Origin of the sequence: Streptomyces inusitatus (genome assembly GCF_014651115.1) — a bacterium.
GTDB classification, from domain to species: Bacteria; Actinomycetota; Actinomycetes; order Streptomycetales; family Streptomycetaceae; genus Streptomyces; species Streptomyces amakusaensis.
The window spans coordinates 166426-188031 of the sequence record NZ_BMWG01000009.1; the positions used below are offsets into that span (position 1 = coordinate 166426).

The 21606-nt window shown below is 69.0% G+C and carries 21 protein-coding genes; 15 read left to right on the forward strand and 6 right to left on the reverse strand.

What is annotated here, in order from left to right:
- Nucleotides 1-3: 3 nt before the first annotated feature.
- Nucleotides 4-990, reverse strand: a complete 987-nt coding sequence (locus tag IE247_RS16845; RefSeq protein ID WP_190123945.1) for a hypothetical protein — start codon at nt 988-990, stop codon at nt 4-6.
- A gap of 371 nt (nt 991-1361) precedes the next feature.
- Between IE247_RS16845 and IE247_RS16850 the strand changes: the two genes are divergently transcribed.
- The 7 genes from IE247_RS16850 (at nt 1362) to IE247_RS16880 (ending at nt 9650) form a co-directional block, all read left to right on the forward strand.
- Nucleotides 1362-2015: a Crp/Fnr family transcriptional regulator gene (locus IE247_RS16850; RefSeq protein WP_190123946.1), complete on the forward strand. Its 654-nt coding sequence runs from the start codon at nt 1362-1364 to the stop codon at nt 2013-2015.
- A 143-nt stretch (nt 2016-2158) separates the two neighbouring features.
- Nucleotides 2159-3088: a hypothetical protein gene (locus IE247_RS16855; protein ID WP_190123947.1), complete on the forward strand. Its 930-nt coding sequence runs from the start codon at nt 2159-2161 to the stop codon at nt 3086-3088.
- Nucleotides 3085-5253, forward strand: coding sequence for a hypothetical protein (locus IE247_RS16860; RefSeq protein ID WP_229869163.1), 2169 nt, complete (start codon nt 3085-3087; stop codon nt 5251-5253). Before IE247_RS16855 ends, IE247_RS16860 begins: the two co-directional genes overlap by 4 nt.
- A complete protein-coding gene (locus IE247_RS16865; protein ID WP_190123948.1) occupies nt 5250-6143 on the forward strand; it encodes a hypothetical protein in 894 nt (297 codons plus the stop codon). Before IE247_RS16860 ends, IE247_RS16865 begins: the two co-directional genes overlap by 4 nt.
- Nucleotides 6144-6583: 440 nt before the next feature.
- On the forward strand, nt 6584-8650 hold the full coding sequence (locus IE247_RS16870; protein WP_190123949.1) for a hypothetical protein: 2067 nt from the start codon (nt 6584-6586) through the stop codon (nt 8648-8650).
- A gap of 2 nt (nt 8651-8652) precedes the next feature.
- Nucleotides 8653-9381 carry a hypothetical protein gene (locus IE247_RS16875; protein WP_190123950.1) on the forward strand — a complete coding sequence of 243 codons (729 nt, stop codon included), beginning with the start codon at nt 8653-8655 and terminating at the stop codon, nt 9379-9381.
- Complete coding sequence (locus IE247_RS16880) at nt 9378-9650, forward strand: DNA-binding protein (RefSeq protein WP_190123951.1); 273 nt, start codon at nt 9378-9380, stop codon at nt 9648-9650. Before IE247_RS16875 ends, IE247_RS16880 begins: the two co-directional genes overlap by 4 nt.
- A 147-nt stretch (nt 9651-9797) precedes the next feature.
- On the opposite strand, the gene IE247_RS34365 is transcribed toward IE247_RS16880, so the two are convergent.
- Nucleotides 9798-10082, reverse strand: a complete 285-nt coding sequence (locus IE247_RS34365; protein WP_229869164.1) for a hypothetical protein — start codon at nt 10080-10082, stop codon at nt 9798-9800.
- A gap of 96 nt (nt 10083-10178) precedes the next feature.
- Between IE247_RS34365 and IE247_RS34370 the strand changes: the two genes are divergently transcribed.
- Nucleotides 10179-10763, forward strand: a complete 585-nt coding sequence (locus IE247_RS34370) for a hypothetical protein (RefSeq protein WP_229869165.1) — start codon at nt 10179-10181, stop codon at nt 10761-10763.
- Nucleotides 10764-11230: 467 nt separating this feature from the next.
- Here IE247_RS34370 and IE247_RS16890 read toward each other — a convergent pair whose 3' ends face one another.
- Complete coding sequence (locus tag IE247_RS16890) at nt 11231-12661, reverse strand: dihydrolipoyl dehydrogenase family protein (RefSeq protein WP_190123953.1); 1431 nt, start codon at nt 12659-12661, stop codon at nt 11231-11233.
- Nucleotides 12662-12680: 19 nt separating this feature from the next.
- Here IE247_RS16890 and trxA point away from each other — a divergent pair, with 19 nt between their 5' ends.
- Nucleotides 12681-13190, forward strand: a complete 510-nt coding sequence (gene trxA, locus IE247_RS16895) for a thioredoxin (protein ID WP_373305572.1) — start codon at nt 12681-12683, stop codon at nt 13188-13190.
- 42 nt (nt 13191-13232) lie between these two features.
- Here the strand turns inward: trxA and IE247_RS16900 are convergent, their stop codons facing one another.
- Together IE247_RS16900 and IE247_RS16905 are read right to left on the reverse strand one after the other, a co-directional pair.
- Nucleotides 13233-13499 carry a hypothetical protein gene (locus IE247_RS16900; protein WP_190123955.1) on the reverse strand — a complete coding sequence of 89 codons (267 nt, stop codon included), beginning with the start codon at nt 13497-13499 and terminating at the stop codon, nt 13233-13235.
- A gap of 107 nt (nt 13500-13606) precedes the next feature.
- The gene (locus IE247_RS16905; protein ID WP_190123956.1) at nt 13607-14629 is read right to left on the reverse strand and encodes a LacI family DNA-binding transcriptional regulator; all 1023 of its coding nucleotides are present in this window, start codon (nt 14627-14629) and stop codon (nt 13607-13609) included.
- A 132-nt stretch (nt 14630-14761) separates the two neighbouring features.
- Here IE247_RS16905 and IE247_RS16910 point away from each other — a divergent pair, with 132 nt between their 5' ends.
- Nucleotides 14762-15460, forward strand: coding sequence for an alpha/beta fold hydrolase (locus tag IE247_RS16910; RefSeq protein WP_190123957.1), 699 nt, complete (start codon nt 14762-14764; stop codon nt 15458-15460).
- 66 nt (nt 15461-15526) lie between these two features.
- Nucleotides 15527-15985, forward strand: a complete 459-nt coding sequence (locus tag IE247_RS16915) for a type II toxin-antitoxin system PemK/MazF family toxin (protein WP_190123958.1) — start codon at nt 15527-15529, stop codon at nt 15983-15985.
- On the opposite strand, the gene IE247_RS16920 is transcribed toward IE247_RS16915, so the two are convergent.
- Nucleotides 15970-16974 carry a TIGR02452 family protein gene (locus IE247_RS16920; RefSeq protein WP_190123959.1) on the reverse strand — a complete coding sequence of 335 codons (1005 nt, stop codon included), beginning with the start codon at nt 16972-16974 and terminating at the stop codon, nt 15970-15972. The genes IE247_RS16915 and IE247_RS16920 overlap by 16 nt on opposite strands.
- Nucleotides 16975-17143: 169 nt before the next feature.
- Between IE247_RS16920 and egtA the strand changes: the two genes are divergently transcribed.
- Genes egtA through egtD form a run of 4 tightly spaced genes read left to right on the forward strand, consistent with a single transcriptional unit; the run spans nt 17144 to nt 21484 of the window.
- A complete protein-coding gene (egtA, locus tag IE247_RS16925) occupies nt 17144-18442 on the forward strand; it encodes an ergothioneine biosynthesis glutamate--cysteine ligase EgtA (protein WP_190123960.1) in 1299 nt (432 codons plus the stop codon).
- Complete coding sequence (egtB, locus tag IE247_RS16930) at nt 18439-19761, forward strand: ergothioneine biosynthesis protein EgtB (RefSeq protein ID WP_190123961.1); 1323 nt, start codon at nt 18439-18441, stop codon at nt 19759-19761. The genes egtA and egtB overlap by 4 nt, the downstream gene beginning before the upstream one ends.
- On the forward strand, nt 19761-20513 hold the full coding sequence (egtC, locus tag IE247_RS16935; RefSeq protein ID WP_190123962.1) for an ergothioneine biosynthesis protein EgtC: 753 nt from the start codon (nt 19761-19763) through the stop codon (nt 20511-20513). Before egtB ends, egtC begins: the two co-directional genes overlap by 1 nt.
- A complete protein-coding gene (gene egtD, locus IE247_RS16940) occupies nt 20510-21484 on the forward strand; it encodes an L-histidine N(alpha)-methyltransferase (RefSeq protein WP_190123963.1) in 975 nt (324 codons plus the stop codon). Before egtC ends, egtD begins: the two co-directional genes overlap by 4 nt.
- Nucleotides 21485-21606 lie beyond the last annotated feature (122 nt).

The following is a 21606-nucleotide window of genomic DNA, read 5'->3' on the forward strand; positions in this document are numbered from 1 at the left end:
GGATCAGACGCTGCGGCTGTGGTGGGCGAAGCGCTTCTCGGGATCCGCGAGATAGGTCCAGGGCCAGCTGGTGTAGGCGCCGTCGAGCTCCTTGAAGACGCGCCGGACCGTGTGGCTCTCGCCGGCCAGCGACAGGGCCATGGCGAACGTGTTGAAGTCGTGCTGCCAGCCCGGGCTCCGCACATGGGCGGGGTGGAGGATGCTGTGGTCGGCCGCGTTGCGCAACTCGGCCTGGATCTCGGGGGTTTCGAGGCATTCCCCGTCGTCCGACTCGACCCATTCCTCGATGTGCGCCATGGCGATCACACAGCCGAGCCGGTCCCCCTGCGGGGTCCGGGAGAGCGCCTCGCGGGCGAACGCCAGGCCCTGCCCCGGCTCGCCGCCCCAGCGGGGCTGGAGCTGCGACAGCCGTTCCACATGGGTCTCCAGGTCCAGCGGGGCGCGGCGCAGCGCGGCGTCGAACCGGACCTCGTTGACGGTCGGGCCCAGCGACATCCCACGACCGGAGGTGAGGAGGCGGCGCCACGGCGTGACCCACTCCGGCCGCAGCTCGGCGGCCTCGAACAGCTGCTCCTCCGCGATGTGGAGCCGCTCGTGAAAGATCCTCCACTGCTCCTGCGTGACATTCACGGCCCGCTCGGCGGTGCGCGCCTCCCAGCCCCAGCTGATGTGGCGCGCCCCCGATATCAGCAGAGCCGTCGCCCGGTGCTCCTCATCCTCCTCGACGGCCCGGCCGATCCAGTCCTGCAGACCGTCCAGCTCCACCAGCTCGCCGAGAACCCGGTGGTCCCGCCCGAGATCGAAGGGCTCCAACGCCGCCTTGACCGCCTCCCAGTCCCCCGCGTCGGCCGCCTCCACCAGGGCGAGCACCCGTGTGTCCCCGAGCGCGCGCAGCGTGTACATCCCGCCCTTCCGCCTGCGAGGGACGGGAAGGGCGTACGGATCCGCCGCCGTTCTCTCCCCGCCCCTGCCGAACAGTTTTCCGAACATACCGCGCTCTCCCCTGGCTCCGCTTGATCGTCCGTGCAGCATAAGCGGGGTCGCCGACATCACTTCCCAGGGGTGTTCCCGGGCCCTCCACAGACCCAGAGGGGCCAGTTCCGGTCCTGTCGGCCCGCGCGTCCCGTCCGGGGAGTCCCCTCAGAGCGAGGAGCACCCCGTGACGGCAAGGACAGAGACACGAGCACAGGCACTCGAACGATAACGACAGGATGGGCACTCCCGTGCCACCACATGGCGGGGCCGCGTCGCAGGGGCAAAGTACTCGCGGCAACTGGAGAGTCGGGACCTCACATCGGCGGAAGGGACTGATTTATGGAGATCCGCACCCTCCCTGAGCCTCATTCCCTTAGCGTAACCGTATGAGCAGAGACCGTCACTCTTCGGCGCGAACCCTGCGCGACCTGGTGTCCAAAGAGGCCTGGGCAGAGATGACCCGACGCCCACTGGGCTTTCGTCCACCGGGCGTCACCCTCTTGGAGCAAGGCACCCCGGGCACTGGGGCGTTTGCGCTGATCAGCGGCATGGTGAAAGTGATTCGCAGAGACCGTGGCGATCGGCAACGCCTGCTCGCCTTTCGTGGTCCGGGGGAGGTTCTGGGCGAGATGGCCCTTCAGTACGGCGGTGAGCGGCTGGCTGATGTACGGACGATGAGCAGATGCAGAGTCGTATGGATCTCCGCCGGAGACTTCCATCATCTGGTGAAGCAGCACGATCTCGCGTACTCCCTTGCGGTGGTTGCCTCAAGTCGACTGCGGGAGCAGACCGAGATGTACGACGGCGCCATACATCAGCGTCTGGCCATGGCGCTCCTCCGTCTGGTCGACATCTCGGAGGGCGTGTGCTCCTTCTCCCTCACCCGGGAGGAACTGGCCCAGCACATCGGAGCTGGGCGCAACTCCGTCACCAAAGGGCTGAGAGCCCTCGGGCCGGACAAGGTGCGGGTGGAGAAGGGGCGCATCATCGTGTCCAGCGTGGAAGGACTGAAGAGGGCTCTCGCCGACGCCGGTCCATGACGACATTGTGCTCCACTTCACTCACCACACGCACTCGCGGTGCAGACCTCCCGAGGCCTCGTCGGGAACCTGGAGTGGCACGGCCAAGGACACTCCGCCCCGTCCAGCCTTCCTGGGCGGGGCCTCAGCGAGGAGCCACACCCATGCATGAGCAGATCAGCAGTTTGTCCGTGGGGCGCGAACGCCCCTTCACCCGCAGTCGTCCGCTACCTCCTTACAGGGGCGTCCTGGCCGTGGACGCCAAGGGGTTCACGGGACGGCCCGCCCTTGAGCACGAGACCATCAGCCGTACCGTGCCGGACCTTCTCATGACGGCTCTGACCCGGGTGGGGATGCGTGAAGTCTGGGACGACCGTCTGTTTCCCAACACGACGGGCGATGGCTATGTCTTCGGGTTCGACGTGTCGCTCGTGCCCATGGTGATCCATCCTTTCCTTCTCACCCTTCAGGATGTACTGACCGACTACAACGTCCTGTCTCATGGGGTGATGCCCATCCGCCTCCGAGCCAGCCTGCACATCGGTCCCCTGCCCGACACTCGGGACGAGTTCAGCGGCAATGGAACCGTGCGCAACGACACCCATCGGCTGCTCGACTCCCGGCCCGTCAAGGCCGTACTCGCCTCTCACAAAGAGAACGTCACCCACGTGGCGGCGATCCTTTCGGACCGTTGCTTCGAAGACGCGGTAGTCAGTGGATACACCGGGCGGCACCCCGATCACTTCGTCGAGGTGGCCGCGACCGTGGAGGGAAAACCCTTCGCTCAGCGGGCATGGCTCTATGTGCCGCAGCCATCCGGGCCACTGTATGAGGAGACCTTGGACCGCGACACCGGTGACGACCGTGACATCGTGCCGCAGGAGGACGTGCGGACTCCCGAAAGCACTGGACTCCGTCCGCACGTGGAGAACAGTGCTCCCGGTGGCAACATCAACACGGGCACCGTCCATGGTGGCCAGAGCGTGAGCAACCAGGACATCGCCGGGGACCTTGTCAAGGGGAACAAGGCTCGACGCGTACGCGGCTTCCAGGCCGACCGGATCCGTGGTGACAAGAACCGTGGGCGCTCGTGACCACGGAAGAACGAGGGACCACCGCGGAACCGCCTGACGCGGCGGCGTCGGGGGCCGAGCACGCATCCGTCGCCGGATCGTCGCACGAGGGGGCGGAGCGCGACCTCATCGATCTCTTCGACGCCCTCGGTGGGGCTGCGGGCTCCTCGGGTCCGCACGTCTGGGCGCCGTACGCGAACGTCAACGCAGGCACCGTTCATGGTGATCAACGCGTACAGAACGGTCCGACAGAGGGTGCGGGAACCCGGCGGGCTGCTCGGGTGCACGAGGGGCCCGTTCCAGAGTCCGAGGTGGAAGCCGCCGCATTCGGGTTCGCGGAGCCCGCATGGTTTGGGGCGGCCAGAAGGAAGCTGGACAAAAAGGTGCTCTTTCTGGCCGGACGCCCGGGATCCGGACGTCGTACCGCGACCCTCAACCTGTTGCGCCAGTACTGCGGGGAGGGTGTTCCGCTCCAAGCCATGGACAGTCTCACCGAGCTGGACCGATGGCGTCCGTCCAAGCCCACGGTGGGGGGCTACATCGTCGACGGATTATTTCCGGCAAGGCCCCTCGGCCCGGGGGTACTCGGCCATGTGCGCTCGCTGCTGGAGAAAGCCGGAGCGTGCATGGTGATCATCCTGCCGGACGACACGGCCCTGCTGCGTCGCCTCAAGCAGGATCTCCATATCGGTCCCATCATGTGCGAGCCCCCGCCGCCCTCGCTGGTGTTCGGCAGCCGGCTCAAAGCGGAGGTTCCGGATGAGCGTGAGCGGGAACGTCTGATGTCCGCCGTGGGCGATCAGGTGCTCGGCGAACTCCTGGCGCCCGAGCTGGTGCCGACCGAAGTGGTCGAGTTGGTGACTGCCATCGTGGCGGCGGGCGGAGACCGGACCCTGCTGGGTGATCTCACCGAGCAGCTGAGTTTCCGGGCCGAACAGGAAGTCCCTGAGCTGGTGGCACGGTTGCGCGACGAGTCCGACGCGCTGGCCTTTCTCCTGGCCGCCTGTGTCTACGAAGGACTGGACCACCGGATCGTGAAGGAGGAGGCAGATCGGCTGCTGGAGCTGTCCGAGGGCCGCCTCTCCGCGGTGCTGCCGGTAACCGATCCCCAAGGCGGCCGAAATGAGGAAAGGCCAAACCCCCAGTTCGTCTTCCGGCGCTCCCTGACCGATCTGCTCGATGCGATCGGCGCTTCACGGCAGATGCCTCGGATTCCGGCGAGAGGGATGTACACCCACAGCGTCGAGCCGGTCTCCTTTATCAGGCACCGACAGGCGGAAGCCGTACTCCGGCATGTCTGGCGTGAGTACAGCCAGGTTTCGGACCTGCTTGTCAGTTGGCTGAGCAAGGTGAGCCGCGACAACGAACTCACACTGCCGGCGGGCCGGATCATGGGTAAGGCCGCGAGCTGGGGCGGCGGGAGACGGGCCTTGCGCCACATCGGCACCCTGGCCGATTCCGAACGCACAACCAGTCAGATGATCGCGGCTAATGCCCTGGGCATCGCCGCCGAGGATCCCCTGCTGGTCGGAGAGGTGCGCTACCGGCTTGAGAACTGGAGCATGGCGGCGAGTCCCTATCGGAGAAGGACGACCGCGTATGCGTGCGCCGCCGACTTCGGCCTCGCCCGGCCCGAATTCGCCCTGCGGCTCTTGCACACACTCCTGCGAGGCCTACAGCCCGGCGGAAGAACGGAAGGGGAGCAGCTGCTGCTCAGGCTCGCCGTGGAAGAGGCGATTCTCCGCTTGTTCCAATCCGGCCATGAAGATCTCGTCTTCACCCGACTTCTGGAGTGGCTGAAGAGTGAGAAAATCGAGCCGGAGCAGCTGCTCGCACTTTTCAGCGGGTTACTTCTTTCATCGAATTGGTTTCAACTGCAACTTTCTCGCGAGACTTCCCGTAGCCCTCTGACGATCGACATCATTCGGAGGGCCTTGAACACGGATGACTCATTCGACAAAACCTGTTCCGCCCTGCTGAGATGGTCCAACCAAGGACTCTGGGACGAGACCGCTTCCCGATCAGTAGAAAATCTCTTCCATGAGTTGGCCCGAAGCATGCGGCACGGCGAACTACGACTGTTCGTGGAGATCGACCAACAGGGAACCGCCGGCTGGGCGGGGCGCGAAATCGCGCGAAGCGCTCTCAGTAGCTGGCGTGTGGGGGAAAGATGGGAGTCTGCATGAGTGAGGACATCGCCAAGCAGCTCTACTCACGGACGGACCGGAGGCCATGGAGGGAGATCTTCGGCTATAAATGGCTAACTAAAAGCGATTCGTCCCTGGTAGTGAGAGATTTTGACGGCCGATACTTTATGCTCGGCCGCCGAGGCGACCCTGTCGACTCCGGCGGGCCTGCGGCTATGATCGACGATGCGCCGGAACCGAGTCTGCGCGGTGACTACGCGGATTCCTTTCGGGTGGATGTAACCGAGCATGTGGACAGCCGGGCCGTGGGAATTCCCACGGTTTACGGAACCGAATCGGTGGACGTTTGGGTATCCTGGTGGGTGCATGATCCGGTACAGGTCGTACGCACCAGAACCATGTACGGATGGCATCAGATCCGAACCCATCTCAGCGGCATCCTGCGGCAGCTGGCAGACGCGCAGACCGAGGCGGGCAGCGGGCTCGGAGCCCCCGAGATCATGCGGCACCTGGGCGTGACACAGCGGATGGCGGAAGCGGGCCTGAGCTACCGAGTGTTCGACATAAGGCTTCGCGATTCCGGCGAAGAGCTTCTCCTCGGTCAGCAGGAGAACGAGTGGGTTCGTTTCTCATGGACGAACGACCGCCGGGGTGAGTACGACTTCTGCCTCCAGGCACTGCGCGCCGGCCCGGTCTCCCTCGCGGCTCTCTGGCTCCTCAGACATCCCGACCAGGTGCAACAGGTTCTTGACTGGTCCGTCGGCCATCAGGATCTACTGGGCCCAGCGCATACGGACTGGCAGGAGGAATTGGCCTCTCTTCTCGGAACTCTGACCGACCAGGAGCGAAAGGAGATTTCCAGCATCCTCCGCGACCGGATCGCGGCGCTGGGACGCCAGGTCCCGGGGGTGACAGCGACAAGGAAATAAGAACAGAGCAGACGGGCGGGTGCATTGCCTTCGGGCGACGCACCCGCCCTTTCGTGTCATGAGGTCTGGACCTGTCTCGCGACTGTGACCGCAGTCACCCCATTTCCGCACTGCGGAAGCATACGGCAGGTTGCGCATGCACGATGCTCGAAGTGTTCGAAAGCCGCTACCAGAGTCTCGGGCATGCCGAATGCCCAGAGAGGAAGAAATGCGAGAACAGGGAATTCGTCAGGCGAACAAGGTGATCGCTTTCTGTCCACGAACGACATGCGATCCGAAGGGTGATCATGTTGAGTCGGCCCAGGTAGCCGAAGGGGTCGAAGCCATACCCAAAACCGTTCTCCATGCTGCGCGGGGGATCATCAACACCGGGACCGTATACGGCGGTCAGCGCATCACTTCCGTTGGTTTGCCCGGTCACTATGACGAAGGATCCGACTGTGACATCTGATGTGCTCCCCGGAGGGGATTTCGATGCCTTCCTCGCGGCCCTGTCCGCCGGCAAGGAGATGGTGGTCGTTGCTCCGAACGGGACCGTCAATACGGGAATGGTGACGGGCGGCCAGCGACAGATCGTCACCACCACACCGAATGAGGAAAGCCCCGGCGCCTCACCCATGCGACAGGGGCCCGTGCGGGCCAAGGACCTGAGAACGGCGAGGCGCCGCTTCGTCCCGCCACCCGGATACGAGGGAGCGCTGGCCACCCTCGAAGCGGGAATCGCCGTGCTGGTCGGCCCCCCGGGCACCGGCCGTGAGACACATGCTCTCAATCTCCTGGCTCACGGGAGGGAAGAAGCTGTGCTTTACCAGATTGACGGAGCGGTCGACCTCACACAGTGGGGACCGCATCCTCATCGCGTACAGGGGTACCTGGTGATGGAGCCGCAGAACCTCTTCAAGCTTCGCCCCTGGGACCTGTCCCGGCTGGAACTCACCTTGGCGGAGGCCGGGGCGCATCTTCTCATCGTGCTGACGGACTCACCCGGGCTCACTTCCGCCGTGACGGAGCACCTGGGCATCCCGGTCCTTCGGCACTTGCCACCCGATCCGAGAATGGTCCTCGCCGCCCATCTCAAGGATGTCTGCACCGACCAGCAGAAGCGGACCTGGATCCTGCGTTCCCTGGCATCGGGGCTCCTCGACGAAATGCTGCCGTCAGAGCTGCCGCCGCGGCGCGCGGCCCAAGCAGCGGAGGCCTTGACCCGCATCGGTATCGCCGAGAGTGACACCAGCACCGAAGTGCTCTATGACCTGGGGCGGACGGAGGCATCGGAGCTCATGGCCCGAGCACGGGAGGAACCTCAGCTCCTTGCTCATCTGCTGTCACTCGGTGTCTACGGTGGTCTGGAGCGCGCGGTTGTGTCGGAGCGCGCAGCGGACCTGCTGAAAGCAGCCGGTTCCGGCTGGGAGCACGTACCGACCGTGCAGATTCTGCTCCGTCGAGCGGACGAGTCACAGGGCAGCGGGGCGCGACAGCAACTCCTGCCCGAGGCATGGCGAGCTCTCGGGGTGCGGTGCGGGCCGCGGGCCGGGACGGATGGCCCTGATATCGCATCGTTCTACTGGCCGACCACCGCCGAAGCGCTCTGGGAGGTCCTGTGCAGAGAACATGAGGATCTGTCGCCTTTGATCCATGCCTGGCTCGCCGGGACCGGGAAGGATCCGCACCACATCGAGCGGGCGGGGTGGACGGCCGCAGCCATGGCCGCGGCGACCGGTGGCAGAACGTTGATCCTTCTGCACCACCTGGTCCTGAGTTCGTGGCCACCGGCTGCCGAGATCGCGGCCCGGTGTCTGGGGCTGGTCGCCCGAAACCCGGCAGCGGGGCTCAGGGCGGGCGAGTTGCTGAACCAGTGGAGCGTCGCGACCGAGGCTCCACTGCGCAAGGCCGTGGCGTACGCCTGCCGCCCGGATCTGGACGGGCCGATGCCCGAACAGAGCCTGGAACTCATCGATCGGCTGATGGGAACGTTGGTCGGCGACAGCGGGGACGTCGATGTCGCCGCTTCAATCACCGAAGTCCTCGTTCTGTGCTTCAGAGCGGGCGACGCCCGTACGAAGGGGGCACACCTCGACAGAATGCGCGACTGGGCCGCACTCGACGGTATTCCGGGGCTGATTGTCGCTCACGTCTTTCCCCTCATGGCAGAGGCCGACCTCTCCTGGTGCGGCGATCGGGTCCTCGCGGGTGGCGAAGCGGCTTCCGGCATGGTCCGGCTGACCGGACACACCCTGAACGAGCCGAGCACTTACGCAACCATGCGAGATGTCCTTCTCGACTGGTGCCGCAAGGCAGACGAAGCCTCGGAACCCGATCCAGCGCTGACAGAGCTTCTCGAAGGTCTCACAGCTGCCCGGCAACCCGGTTTCCTCCGATGGCTGCTCGCCTTCGAACGGAGCGAGGATGTCGTTCCCAGCAAGCCCAGCAAGGAACTGGCCATGAGGTTGCTCGCTTTGTGGCGCAGGAGGATCTCCACCCGCGAGCCCAGCCCGAAGGGGGTGTAGCGATGCCGACTCTCGCTTACCCTGGACTCTTCACCTCCATCGAGAGGCTGTTCGTCAATCGGAATCCGGCACCCGAACTACGCCTCTTCGACGGAACGGACGAATCGGGGCTTGCACTGCCCCTGGAACTCGCCCGACGGGTGCTGTACGACCGCTCCGTAGACCATGGGGCACGCGTCGCGCTGTGGCATCAGATCGAGGAACGGTCCCGATTCGACGCCGACACGTCCGACTGGCCTGTGGCAGTCGTGTGGTTAGGGCTGCCGGGGCTTCGGCGAACCGCCTTGAGAATCGTCAGTGCCCGCCGTGCGGAACGCGAGGACGTCGAGGCCGAACTCGTCACCTGCTACCTGGAGTCTCTGGCAGAGTTCGGGACCCACGCGTCGGACCCGGGCGGCCATGTGCTGCGCGCGACCTGTTCTCACGCCTGGGAAGTTTGGCGGGGGGCCTGCCATGAGCTGGCCGTGGAGAATGTGGAGCACGCCGGAGGCCTATCGTCCGGTGCAGGGGCAGAACTCCCCTGGCAGGTGGAGTACAACCCGCCCGTACGGCCTTCGGGGCTTTCCGCCAGTCCGCGCTTCACGGTTCCCGGTCACCGTGTCGAGGGCGTACGGATCGGTGCCCTTGCCCAGGCCTGGGGCCTGTCGGACACGGCCACTGAAGTTCCCCATACGGGCCGAGGCCGCCAGGTCGCGGCGATCTCCCTGCGGCGACCCGGGAGGGGCCGGTGACGGATCACGAGAGCACCCCGCTCACTTTCCGCGAGATCTTCAACCTTCCGGTCAGTGTCGATCTGGGGACGGCTGCCAGAGCCTTCGGGATGTGCCGTGCCACGGCCTACCGACACATCACGCTCGACACGTTCCCCTGCCCCACGCTTCGAGTCGGCAGACGACACCGAGTGCTCACGGTTGACCTGTTGCGAGCGCTGGGCATCGAGGAGCGGCCTGTTTTCGCCGACGAGATCGCCGACGGAGTGGCGCTCACGCTCTTCGACTGACCTTCTCGGTCACTCCCCCCCCACCCACACACAGCACGTCTCAACGACTACACCGAAGGATGTGTCATGCCCACTTGTCTCGCCGTTGGAATGAGGGTCACCGGGCCCCGCCCCTCCAGTGGATCGGTCACGGAGGAGTGTGACCGCTCAGCGATCCTCTACGAGGATGTTGTACGGCCTTCCTGCGAACAGCTCAACCTCACCCCCCTCCGGGCCGATGATCTGACGAATGCCGGACTCCCGGTTGATCAGTTGCTGAGCCTGGTGGCCGAAGCCGACATTGTCGTCGCCGATGTCACCGGCACCGATGAGGCACTCTCTTTCGGGCTCGGCGTCCGGCACGCGCTCGGCCGACACACCATCCACTTCACTGATGGAACCGCGATCCCTCGGGGGCACGGTGCGAGCCCTTCCATCGAGCTTCCGCGTCATGCTGTGGACCCCGTCGCAGCTCGGAATCGGCTCACGGCGCTGATGGCGGAGGCACTGCGCGGAACGTGCCCAACGAGTTCGGCCATCGGTCCGACCGTGGAGACCGACAAACCTCAGGCGAACGAGCACGACGACGCTCCCGGCTTCTTTGACCTCGTCGCGGAGGCCGAGGCGCAAATGGCGGGTATAACAGCAGATATGGCCGACGTGGATTCGGCGGCGGCCGATCTCGGGGCGATCATGGAACTCATGATGGAGGACATGGTCCGAGTCAGTCATCCTGGGGCCCCCGCGAACGCCAAGCTGGCGGTGTTGACCCAAATGGCCAAAGTGATCAGCGGGCCAGCTGGTGAACTGGAATCAGCCACCGAGCGACTTGCCCAACGCATGAGCGCCGCCACCATCGCCTTCGACGCCTTCATGGAGTGGACCCGGAACACTCCGCGCAGCGAGTGGTCGGACGATCTCGTACAGATGCTGCGGCACATGGCTGAGCCCTCCTGCGAGACCGAACCGGCCGACTTCGAGGAAGTCATCACGCTGATCGATAGCTTCGGCGCTTCCAGTCAACATCTACGTGTTCCCGCGCGGCGGTTGATCACCTCCTGCCAGAACCTCGTTCAGCTCATGGCGGCCGTGGCGGAATGGCGAACCAAAGCAGTGAGGCTTCTGGAGGGCTGATCCCTCGAGACCTCGCGCCAGGATAAGCGCCGTCTTGCTTCCTGCTGCCGGCACGACTGTGCTCGTCCACGGACCCACCTCGCCGAGTCTTCCCTCGGCCGGGTGGGTTTCCGGCGTGGGCTCCGAGCTACTACCGACTCAGTCGAGAAAAGGGCTTCGCAGTGGATTCAGCGGAGAGCACGGCTGAGGGGGGAGCCTGTTCTACCACGCCAAGCAGATGGCATGAGCGGACGTGACCGGAGCAGGTGCTCTACGGCCCACCGTGATGGTCTACCGGGCTTGTTGCTGCGGCGGCGGAGAGATTCCGGCGGAACTCCACGTCGGACCCCGGTTCTGTGGACCGCCCCACGCGGGTGGGGCGGCCGATCCCCACAACCTGAATATCCTCTGCTCCGAGCCCGTACCACTCTGGACCGAACGCTCAAGAGCCCGACCCGACGACCGCAGTATGGCTTTAACGGCGGTTCCTATCCCCGAAACGCCTCCAGCAGCCGCAACCACACCTCACTGATCGTCGGATACGCGGGCACCGCGTGCCACAGGCGTTCGATGGGGACTTCGCCGACGACGGCGATGGTCGCGGAGTGGAGGAGTTCGCCGACGCCGGGGCCGACGAAGGTGACGCCGAGGAGGATTTGGCGGTCGAGGTCGACGATCATGCGGGCGCGGCCTTTGTAGCCGTCGGCGTAGAGGGAAGCGCCGGCGACGGAGGCGAGGTCGTGGTCGACGGCGCGGACGCGGTGGCCGGCGGATTGGGCTTCGGAGAGGGAGAGGCCGACGGAGGCGGCTTCGGGGTCGGTGAAGACGACTTGGGGGACGGCGGCGTGGTCGGCGGTGGCGGTGTGGGCGCCCCAGGGGTCGGTTTCGAGGAGGGGGACGTGCTGGGCGCGGGCGACGATGGCGGCGGCGGCGATGCGGGCCTGGTATTTGCCCTGGTGGGTGAGGAGGGCGCGGTGGTTGACGTCGCCGACGCCGTAGAGCCATTTGCTGCCGTCGACGCGGCAGCTGTCGTCGACGGGGAGCCAGGAGCCGGGCTGGAGTCCGACGGTTTCGAGGCCCAGGTCTTCGGTGCGGGGGGCGCGGCCGGTGGCGAAGAGGACTTCGTCGGCCTCGACGCGGTCGCCGTCGTCGAGGACGAGGGTGACGGGGCCGGTGGCGTCGGGGCGTTCGACGGAGGCGACGGAGACGTTGGTGCGGAGGTGGACTCCGGCCTCGGTGAGGGCGTCGGCGATGTATTCGCCGACGAAGGGTTCCATGCGGGGCAGCAGCCCGTCGCCGCGGACCAGGAGGGTGACCCGGGAGCCGAGGGCCTGCCAGGCGGTGGCCATCTCGACGCCGACGACTCCCCCGCCGACGATCGCGAGCCGTCCGGGCGCGGTGTGGGCGCTGGTGGCCTCGCGGCTGGTCCAGGGCCTCGCGCCGCGGAGTCCCGGCAGGTCGGGGAGGACCGCGCGGCTGCCGGTGCACACGGCGACCGCGTGGCGGGCGGTGAGTACGTGGTGTTCGCCCTCGGGGCCGTCCACGACGACGCGCTTGGGGCCGTCCAGTCTGCCGCGGCCCCGGTAGAGCCGGGCGCCGGTGGAATCCAGCCAGGAAACCTGTCCGTCGTCCTTCCATTGGGAGGCGAAGGCGTCCCTGCGGGCGAGTACGGCCTCGGTGTCGAGCGGCGCGGCGGCCGACTCGCTCAGTCCGGGCAGCCGGCGGGCGTCGGCACGGGCGAGCACCGGGCGCAGCAGGGCCTTGCTGGGCATGCAGGCCCAGTAGGAGCATTCGCCGCCGACCAGCTCGCTCTCCACGACCGCCGTGCTCAGGCCCGCGGCCCGCAGCCGGTCCGCCACATTCTCGCCGGTGGGGCCCGCGCCCAGCACCACGACGTCAAACTCCACAGCTTCGGTCATAGGGACAGTCTGGTACCGGGTGTGCGTCCTGGCCACATGGGCAGTCGCAGGAATAGCACGGCCCTCGGCACCGTTGTCGGGGGCGAGTCCACACCGGACGGCCGGACGGCCGGACACAGGGAGAGGTAACCACGTCATGAGCACTGTAGAGCTCACCAAGGAGAACTTCGATCAGGTCGTTTCCGAGAACGAATTCGTTCTGATCGATTTCTGGGCTTCGTGGTGTGGCCCCTGCCGTCAGTTCGCCCCGGTGTACGAGGGGGCGGCCGAGCGCCACCCCGACCTGGTCTTCGCGAAGGTCGACACCGAGGCGCAGCAGGAGCTGGCCGCCGCGTTCGAGATCCAGTCCATCCCGACGCTGATGATCGTCCGCGAGAATGTGGCGGTGTTCGCGCAGCCGGGCGCGCTGCCGGAGTCCGTGCTGGAGGATGTGATCGGCCAGGCCAGGGCGCTGGACATGGACGAGGTCCGCCAGTCGATCAAGAAGGCCGAGGCCGGCGCGGGGAACGGTGAGGGCCCGAAGGGCTGACCCGGGTGCCGGGGGGATGCGGGGGATGCCGGGCGGCCCGGGTCAGCGGCCGACCTCGCGGACCCGGGCCGAGAGGCCGTAGTCGATTTCGGAGCCGTCGATGAGGAGGGCTTCGACCGTACGGGTGGCGGGGTCGATGTCGGCCACGATCCCCTCCCCGGCGAACCGGGGGTAGCCGGAGGCTCCGGTTTCGCCCGTGGCGGCCACCAGGGCCGACCGGAGGGCGACCTCGGAGAGGGTGCCGGGGTCGTGCCCCTCGGCGTGCTCGGGCACGATCAGGACTTCGAAGCGCTGTGGTTCGGTCGTCACCGGGACTCCTCTGCTGCGGATCCGCTGCGGATCGTCGCTGTGCGTGACGCTAGGCACCCGGCGGCCCGTCCGCATCCCGGCGGACTCGCGACGCGGGGTCGACGGAGTCAGCTGGACTCGCGGTGTACCGCTCGGGCCCCCATCAGATCACGGATCTCCAGGTGGTCCCCGGGGTCGCGCACCACCCGGTCGACGATCTCGGCCAGCAGCCGTCCGGTCACCATGTCGATGTGGACGGTGCTCAGCCGGGGGCGCAGCAGCCTTCCCAGCAGCAGATCGTCCGCGCCGATCACAGCCGTCTGCCCCGGTATGTCGATGCCTTCCTCCTGGAGGGCGCGCATCAGGAGCATGGCGTAATCGTCGTTGTAGGCGTAGACGGCGTCGAGGCCGAGGCCCCGCCAGGACGAGGCGAGCGCGGACGCCGACTCCTCGTCGTACGAGAGGGGCAGCGGCTCGATCCTGGCCCGGCCGGCCGCGCCGGCCCGGCGCGCGCCCTCGAAGCGCGGTTCGGAGAAGTGTTCGAGGCCTGCTTCGCCGGGTATGACGACGCCGATGTCCCGCCGGCCGCGCTGGATCAGATGGGTGACGGCGCAGCTGCCGACCTCGCTCTGGTCCATGACGAGTGAGTGCGCGCCTTCCACCCGCCGGGGGGCGAGGCTGATGACGGCCTTCGCTCCGGAGCGTTTGAGGGTTTCGACGCCCTGGGGCGTGAGTCCGACCTCGCCGAGCGAGACGACCGCCACGGGTCTCAGCTCGGCCCAGGCGCGGGCGGCCTCGTCGCCGTCGAGGCCGAGGCTGCCGTACTGAACGACGGTGTAGTCCAGGCGTCTGAGGGCCCATTGGAGTTCGTTGAAGAACTCGTGGAACAGGGGGCCGAGCGAGAAGGTCGCGGCGGGCAGCAGGACCATTCTGGTGTGTCCCGCGCGCAGGCTGCGGGCGGCCGCGTGGGGTACGTAACCCAGTTCTTCGGCGGCCTCCCGGACCCGGCGGCGGGTGGGCTCGCTGATGCGCACGGACGACGTGTTGTTGAGCACGTACGAGACCGTGGCCCGGGAAACCCCTGCTAACCGGGCGACGTCGGCGCTGGTGGGAACGGAGCGTTCGGCGGATTGCTTGGGTGTCTGGCTCATCGCCCTGGGAATCTTTCCAGAACGCTCGCGGGCGTGGTCCGGTGGTTGGCCGGATCCGGATGCCCCTATTGCTTTGATCTTCCTTCGCTCATCCTGGTGGTGTCAGCGCACTTGAGAGGGAGAGGGAACGGCGTGCGTCTTCACACGACGACTTGGGGTACGGGCGAGCGCGTCGCCCTGCTGATTCACGGCGTCATGTCCGACCATCGCAGCTGGCGGCGGGTGGGCCCGGCGCTGGCGGAGCGGGGTTATCGGGTGGTCGCGGTGGATCTGCGGGGGCACGGCGCGAGCGGCCGTGCCGCTTCGTACGGCCTGAGGGAGTACGCGGACGATCTGGTGGAGTCCCTGCCGGCCGGGGCGGAACTGGCGATGGGGCATTCGCTCGGCGGGCTGACGCTGTCCCTGGCGGCGGCCGAGCTGTCGCCGGGGCGCGTGGTCTATGTGGACCCGGTCTGGCATCTGCCCGAGGGGCCTGAGGGCTTCCGCGCGGAGGCGTTCGCCGCGGCGAAGGGGCTGTCCCGGGAGGCGATACGGGAGACCGCGCCGCGCTGGGACGAGAAGGACGTCGACATCGAGCTGGCGACGCTGGGGCTCTGGGACGAGTCGACGGCGCAGGGGCTGAAGGAGGCGGTGGGCAGGGATCTGATGCCGGCCGTGCCCGTCGCGCCGTCCCTGGTGGTGGCCGCCGACCCGAGCCGGCTGGTGCCTGCCCGGCGGGCGGCGGTGCTGCGGGAGCGCGGCTTCGAGGTGCGTGTCGTCACGGGTGCGGGACACACCGTGCACCGCGACGACTTCGACGGATTCATGGCCGCGCTGGAGGGCTGGATCTGATCGCGGAGCAGCCGGGTCCGCCGCCGGTGCGGGCGGGCGGCCCCCTCGGGGCACTACCGTGGGACGGTGACGATCTTCTCCGGCGCATCGGGCGCCTCCGACTCCCCCGGCCGCGGCGGCGCCTCGGCCACCACCGAGGCCGATCCCACCGCGGTGGGCCCGGTCCGCACCTCCTACGCCCCGGACCGCGACGGCGATCCCGACCCCGGTGAGATCGTCTGGACGTGGGTGCCGTTCGAGGAGAACGACGGGCGCGGAAAGGACCGTCCGGTGCTGATCGTGGCCCGGGAGGAGACGGGGACGCTGCTCGCGGTGCAGCTCTCCAGCAAGCGCCATGACCGGGACCGTGAGTGGGTGCCGATCGGGGTCGGGCCCTGGGACCGGGAGGAGCGGGAGTCCTGGGTCGATCTGGACCGGGTGCTGCGGGTGCGCGAGAAGGGCATGCGCCGGGAGGCGTGCGCGCTGGACCGGCCCCGGTTCGACACCGTCGTACAGCGGCTCCGGGAGCGTTACGGCTGGGGATGACCGGCGGACGGGCCGGTTGCGGCCGATTCCGGTGCCGGAGGGAGTTGTTCGGCGAAGACGCGGGAGAAGGCCCCGAGGGTCGTTCGTCCCGCGGTGCGGTCGAGCACGGCGAGGACGACCCGGTCGAAGTGGCCCGCGAAGCGGCCGTCGCCGGTGAGCAGCGCGTGGAAGACGCCCGCGACCGTCGCCGGGTCGTTGCGGAAGACGCCGCAGCCCCAGGCTCCGAGCACCAGCCGCCGGTAGCCCCGGTCGACGGCGGTCTCCAGGACGCGTTCGGCGCGGGAGGCGAGGGCGGCGGGGATCCGGTGCGTCTCCTCGGGGGCGTTTCGCGCGATCACACCGGCGTTGGGCGCGGGCGAGGTCAGAAAGCCGACGGTGTACGGGGTGTCCAGCAGGGCGCCCCGGTCGTCGCGGAAGACGGGGACGGCGGGCGAGTGGATGACCCGGTCCGAGTAGAACGGGTCGCGGTCGGTGCGGTGGTGTTCGTAGTACTGGGGTGCGCGCCGCAGGGTGGTGTGGAGGGCGGAGGCCCGGCAGAGCGCCTCCTCCTGTGCCTGCGCGCCGTTCAGATACCCGCCGCCGGGGTTGCGCGCGGAGGCGAAGTTGAGCACGGCCACCGGGCCGGACGCGGCACCGGACTCCGGAGCGGACGCGGCGCTCGGCTCGGCACCCGGCCCGGCATCAGCGCCCGCACTGGCACCGGCACCCGGCCCGGCGCTCGGCTCCGCACCCGCACCCGCACCCACACCCGCACCGGACGTGAGTCGCCGGGCCGCCGCCGTACTGCTCTCCGCCGTGACCTCGAAGACGGTCCGGCGGCCGGTGTCCGGAGTGACGGGCACCGGATCCGGTCCGTACATCCGGGTCCCGGCCCGGGCCGCGGCGACCTCCGCCGCGATGACCACTTCTCGTCCATTGGTGGCCAGATAGCGACCAGTTTCAACAATATCCTCGGTCTGTTGGGCGATCCCCCGCAGTCGTGCGCTCATGGCCACATACTCCTTGACCTGCGACAAAGGCGGCAAATGCTTTTCCGGCGAACGGCCCGCGAAACCGCGACCGGCCCCGGACCCCCGCGGTGCACTCTTGTGCGAAGCGCCGACCCTGGCTTTAGGTTGGCAGAGTGCCCTCGCAAGGCCTTCGAAAGAGGAGCCGCTCATGCGTCCACCCGACGCCGGCGACTACGGCCGGCCCATCTCGGAAGAGGAAGCGGAGGATCTGCTTCGATGCATCTGCTTCAAGAACGGCCCACCCGCCATGGTGGGTGTGGAGCTGGAATGGCTCATACACGAACGGCACGACCCCCGGCTCCGCCTCTCGGCCGAGCGCCTCACCGCCGCCCATGACCTGGTGCGCGCTCTCCCCCTGACATCGGCTCTGACCTTCGAGCCCGGCGGCCAGCTGGAACTCAGCTCACAGCCCGCGGCCTCCCTGATGGAGTGCGTGGACTCCGTCGCCGCCGATCTGGACACCGTACGGACCGCCCTCCGGCCGACCGGGCTCACCCTCGCCGGAATGGGGCTCGACCCCTGGCAGTCACCGCGCCGGATGCTGCGCGAACCCCGCTACGACGCCATGGAGGCCTACCTCGACCGCACCGGCCCGTCCGGTCGCGTCATGATGTGCAACTCCGCCTCGATCCAGGTGTGCCTGGACGCCGGTGAGCAGGAGCCGGGACCGCTCGGACACGGCAGACGGTGGCAGCTCGCCCATCTGCTCGGCGCGGTGCTCACCGCCGTCTTCGCCAACTCGCCCGCCCTGGCGGGCCGGCTCACCGGCTGGCGCTCCACCCGGCAGGCGATCTGGAACGAACTCGACGCCGTACGCCCCGTCTCGCCGCCGCTGGACCGGGAGCCGAAGGCCGCCTGGGCCGCGCACGCGCTGGACGCCCCGTTGATGTTCATGACGATGCCCGACGGGCCGTGGCTCCGGCCCGAGGGGCTGACCTTCCGCTCATGGCTGCGCTCCGGCGCACCGCGCGCGGCGACCCGGCAGGATCTGGAACGCCATCTCACCACCCTCTTCCCCCCGGTGCGCCCGCGCGGCCATCTCGAACTGCGGATGATCGACGCGCAGCCGGGCGACGACGGCTGGATGGTCCCGCTCGCGGTGACCACCGCCCTCTTCGAGGACCCGGAGGCGGCCGAGACCGTGTACCGGACGGTCAAACCGCTCGCGGAGTACGCCGGGTCGCGGCCCGCGCCCCGCAATCCGCTCTGGCTCGACGCGGCCCGGCTCGGGCTGAGCCATCCCGAGCTGCGCACGGCCGCCGTGGCCTGCTTCGCCACGGCGCTGGAGGCCCTGCCGCGCGTCGGCGCGTCCAGCGCGGTCCACGAGGCGGTCGCCGCCTTCAACGAGCGCCATGTTCTGCGGGGCCGATGTCCCGCCGACGATCTGCTCCTCATCCCCGCGCCCGGGCACGGCCAGGGAACACTGGAAAGGGAACCGGGCATATGAACGAAGACCTCCGACGGCGCGCGCTCGACGCGCTGACCCGGGCCCGGACCCGTACCGCCACGCTCACCGAATGTGTGGACGACCGGGAGCTGACCGCCCAGCACTCGCCCCTGATGTCCCCGCTCGTCTGGGATCTCGCCCACATAGGCAACCAGGAGGAGCAGTGGCTGCTGCGCACGGTCGGCGGGCGCGCCGCCCTGCGGCCCGAGATCGACTCGGTGTACGACGCCTTCGAACACCCCCGGGCCACCCGGCCCTCGCTCCCGCTGCTCGCCCCGGCCGAGGCGCGCGGCTACGCGTCCGAGGTGCGCGGCCGGGTGCTCGATCTGCTGGAGCGGACCCCGCTGGAGGGCGGCGGACCGCTGGTCGACTCCGCCTTCGCCTTCGGCATGATCGCCCAGCATGAGCAGCAGCACGACGAGACGATGCTGATCACGCACCAGCTGCGCGACGGCCCGGCCGCGCTGTCCGCGCCCGAGCCGCCCCGGGCCGGGCCGGACGCGGCGGAGCTGCCCGCCGATGTGCTGGTGCCCGGCGGCCCCTTCACCATGGGCACGTCGACCGAGCCCTGGGCGCTGGACAACGAGCGGCCCGCGCACCGGCGGACGGTGCCCGCCTTTCGTATCGACACCACCCCGGTGACCTGCGGCGCGTATCTCGCCTTCATCGCGGACGGCGGCTACCGCGACCCCCGCTGGTGGGCGGCCGAGGGCTACGAGCAGATCCGCAGGCACGACATCGGGGCCCCGCTGTTCTGGCGGCGGGAGGGCGGGCAGTGGCTGCGCCGCCGCTTCGGGGTGACCGAGCCGGTGCCGCTCGACGAGCCGGTGCTCCATGTGAGCTGGTACGAGGCCGACGCGTACGCCCGCTGGGCCGGGCGGCGGCTGCCCACCGAGGCCGAGTGGGAGAAGGCCGCCCGGCACGACCCGGGGACGGGCCGCTCGCGCCGCTTCCCCTGGGGCGACGCCGACCCCACCCCCGTACACGCCAATCTGGGCCAGCGCCATCTGCGGCCGGCCCCGGCCGGCGGATACCGCGAGGGGCGGTCGCCGCTGGGGGTGCGACAGCTGATCGGCGATGTGTGGGAGTGGACCGCGAGCGACTTCCTCCCCTATCCCGGCTTCGCCGCCTTCCCCTACCGCGAGTACTCGGAAGTCTTCTTCGGCAGTGCGCACAAGGTGCTGCGCGGCGGCTCCTTCGGGGTGGACCCGGTGGCCTGCCGGGGCACCTTCCGCAACTGGGACCTTCCGGTACGGCGGCAGATCTTCAGCGGGTTCCGCACCGCGCGGGACGCCGATCCCCTGGAGGACACCGTCTGATGTGCCGCCACATCGCCTCCCTCGGGCCGCCGGCCGCCCTCGGGGAGCTGCTCACCGTGCCGGCCAACGGGCTGCTGCGGCAGTCCTGGGCCCCGCGCCACCAGCGCCACGGCACCGTCAACGCGGACGGATTCGGGGTGGGCTGGTACGCCGAGGGCGATCCGGTGCCCGCCCGCTACCGGCGCGCCGGTCCGATCTGGGCCGATCTCTCCTTCGCCGATCTCACCCGGGTGGTCCGCAGCCGGGCCCTGCTGGCCGCCGTGCGGGACGCCACCGTGCCCGGCGCGGACGGCGAGGCGGCGGCGGCCCCCTTCGCCGCCGGTCCCTGGCTGTTCAGCCACAACGGCTCGGTCCCCGGCTGGCCCGGCTCGCTCGCCCCGCTCGCCGCGACCCTGCCGGCGGCCGAACTGCTCACGCTGGAGGCGCGCAGCGACACGGCGCTGCTCTGGGCGCTGGTGCTGCACCGGCTCCGGCGCGGCGACGAGCCGGGCCGGGCGCTCGCGGACACCGTCCGCGAGGCGGCCGAGGCCGCGCCGGGCTCCCGGCTGAACTTCCTCCTCACCGACGGCGCGACGATCGCGGCGACCACCTGGGGCGACTCGCTCTGGTCGCTCGCCGAACCGGACCGGTGCACGGTGGCATCGGAGCCGTACGACGACGATCCCCGCTGGCGCGAGGTGCCCGACCGCACCCTGCTGGTCGCCACCGCCGCCGGAGTTCTCCTCTCCCCGCTCAAGGAGCCCTCTCTGTGAGCCCGTTCCAGCTGACCCGCACCCTGCCCGAGGACGCCACCGGCGCCGCGCTGCGCGAAGACGTGCTCCACGGGCTCACCCGCACCCCCAAGGAGCTGCCGCCCAAATGGTTCTACGACGCCCGGGGCAGTGAGCTGTTCGAGCGGATCACCCGCTTGCCGGAGTACTACCCGACCCGTGCCGAGCGGGAGATCCTGATCGCCCGCTCGGCCGAGATCGCCGCCGCGAGCGGCGCCCGCACCCTGGTGGAGCTGGGCTCGGGCTCGTCCGAGAAGACCCGGTATCTGCTGGACGCGATGCCGGACCTGGAGAGCTATGTCCCGGTCGACGTGAGCGAGAGCGCGCTGCGCGGCGCGGGCCGGGCGCTGCTGGAAGAGCGTCCGGGGCTGCGCATCCACGCCCTGATCGCGGACTTCACCGAGGGGCTGGCGCTGCCCGTGACCCCGGGGCCCCGGCTGGTCGTCTTCCTCGGCGGGACGATCGGCAATCTGCTGCCCGCCGAGCGCGCGCTCTTCCTGCGCTCGGTACGGGCGCTGCTCGGCCCCGGGGACGCGCTGCTGCTGGGGACCGATCTGGTGAAGGACGAGGGCGTGCTCGTCCGGGCCTATGACGACCGGGCGGGAGTGACGGCCGAGTTCAATAAAAATGTACTGAATGTCCTGGCCCGTGAGCTGGGCGCGGACGCCGATCCCGAGGACTTCGACCATGTGGCGCTGTGGGACCGGGAGCACGAGTGGATCGAGATGCGGCTGCGCGCCCGCCGGGCGGTGACCGTGAAGATCCCGGAGCTGGATGTGGTGGTGCCGTTCCACGAGGGCGAGGAGCTGCGGACGGAGGTGTCGGCGAAGTTCCGTCAGGAAGGAGTGCGCGCGGAGCTGGCCGACGCCGGGATGGAGCTGTCCCGGTGGTGGACGGACGCACGGGGCAGGTTCGCGCTCTCGCTGGCGACGGTGGCCCCGGCGGCCCTCTGAGGTCCGGGCCGAGGTCCGGGCACTGAGCGGCCCGCCGACGGGCCGCCGCGCCCGGCGGGCGCGGCGGGGGGGCGGGGGGCCGGCGGCGGGGGCAGGGGGGGGGGGGGGGGCTGGTGGCGGGG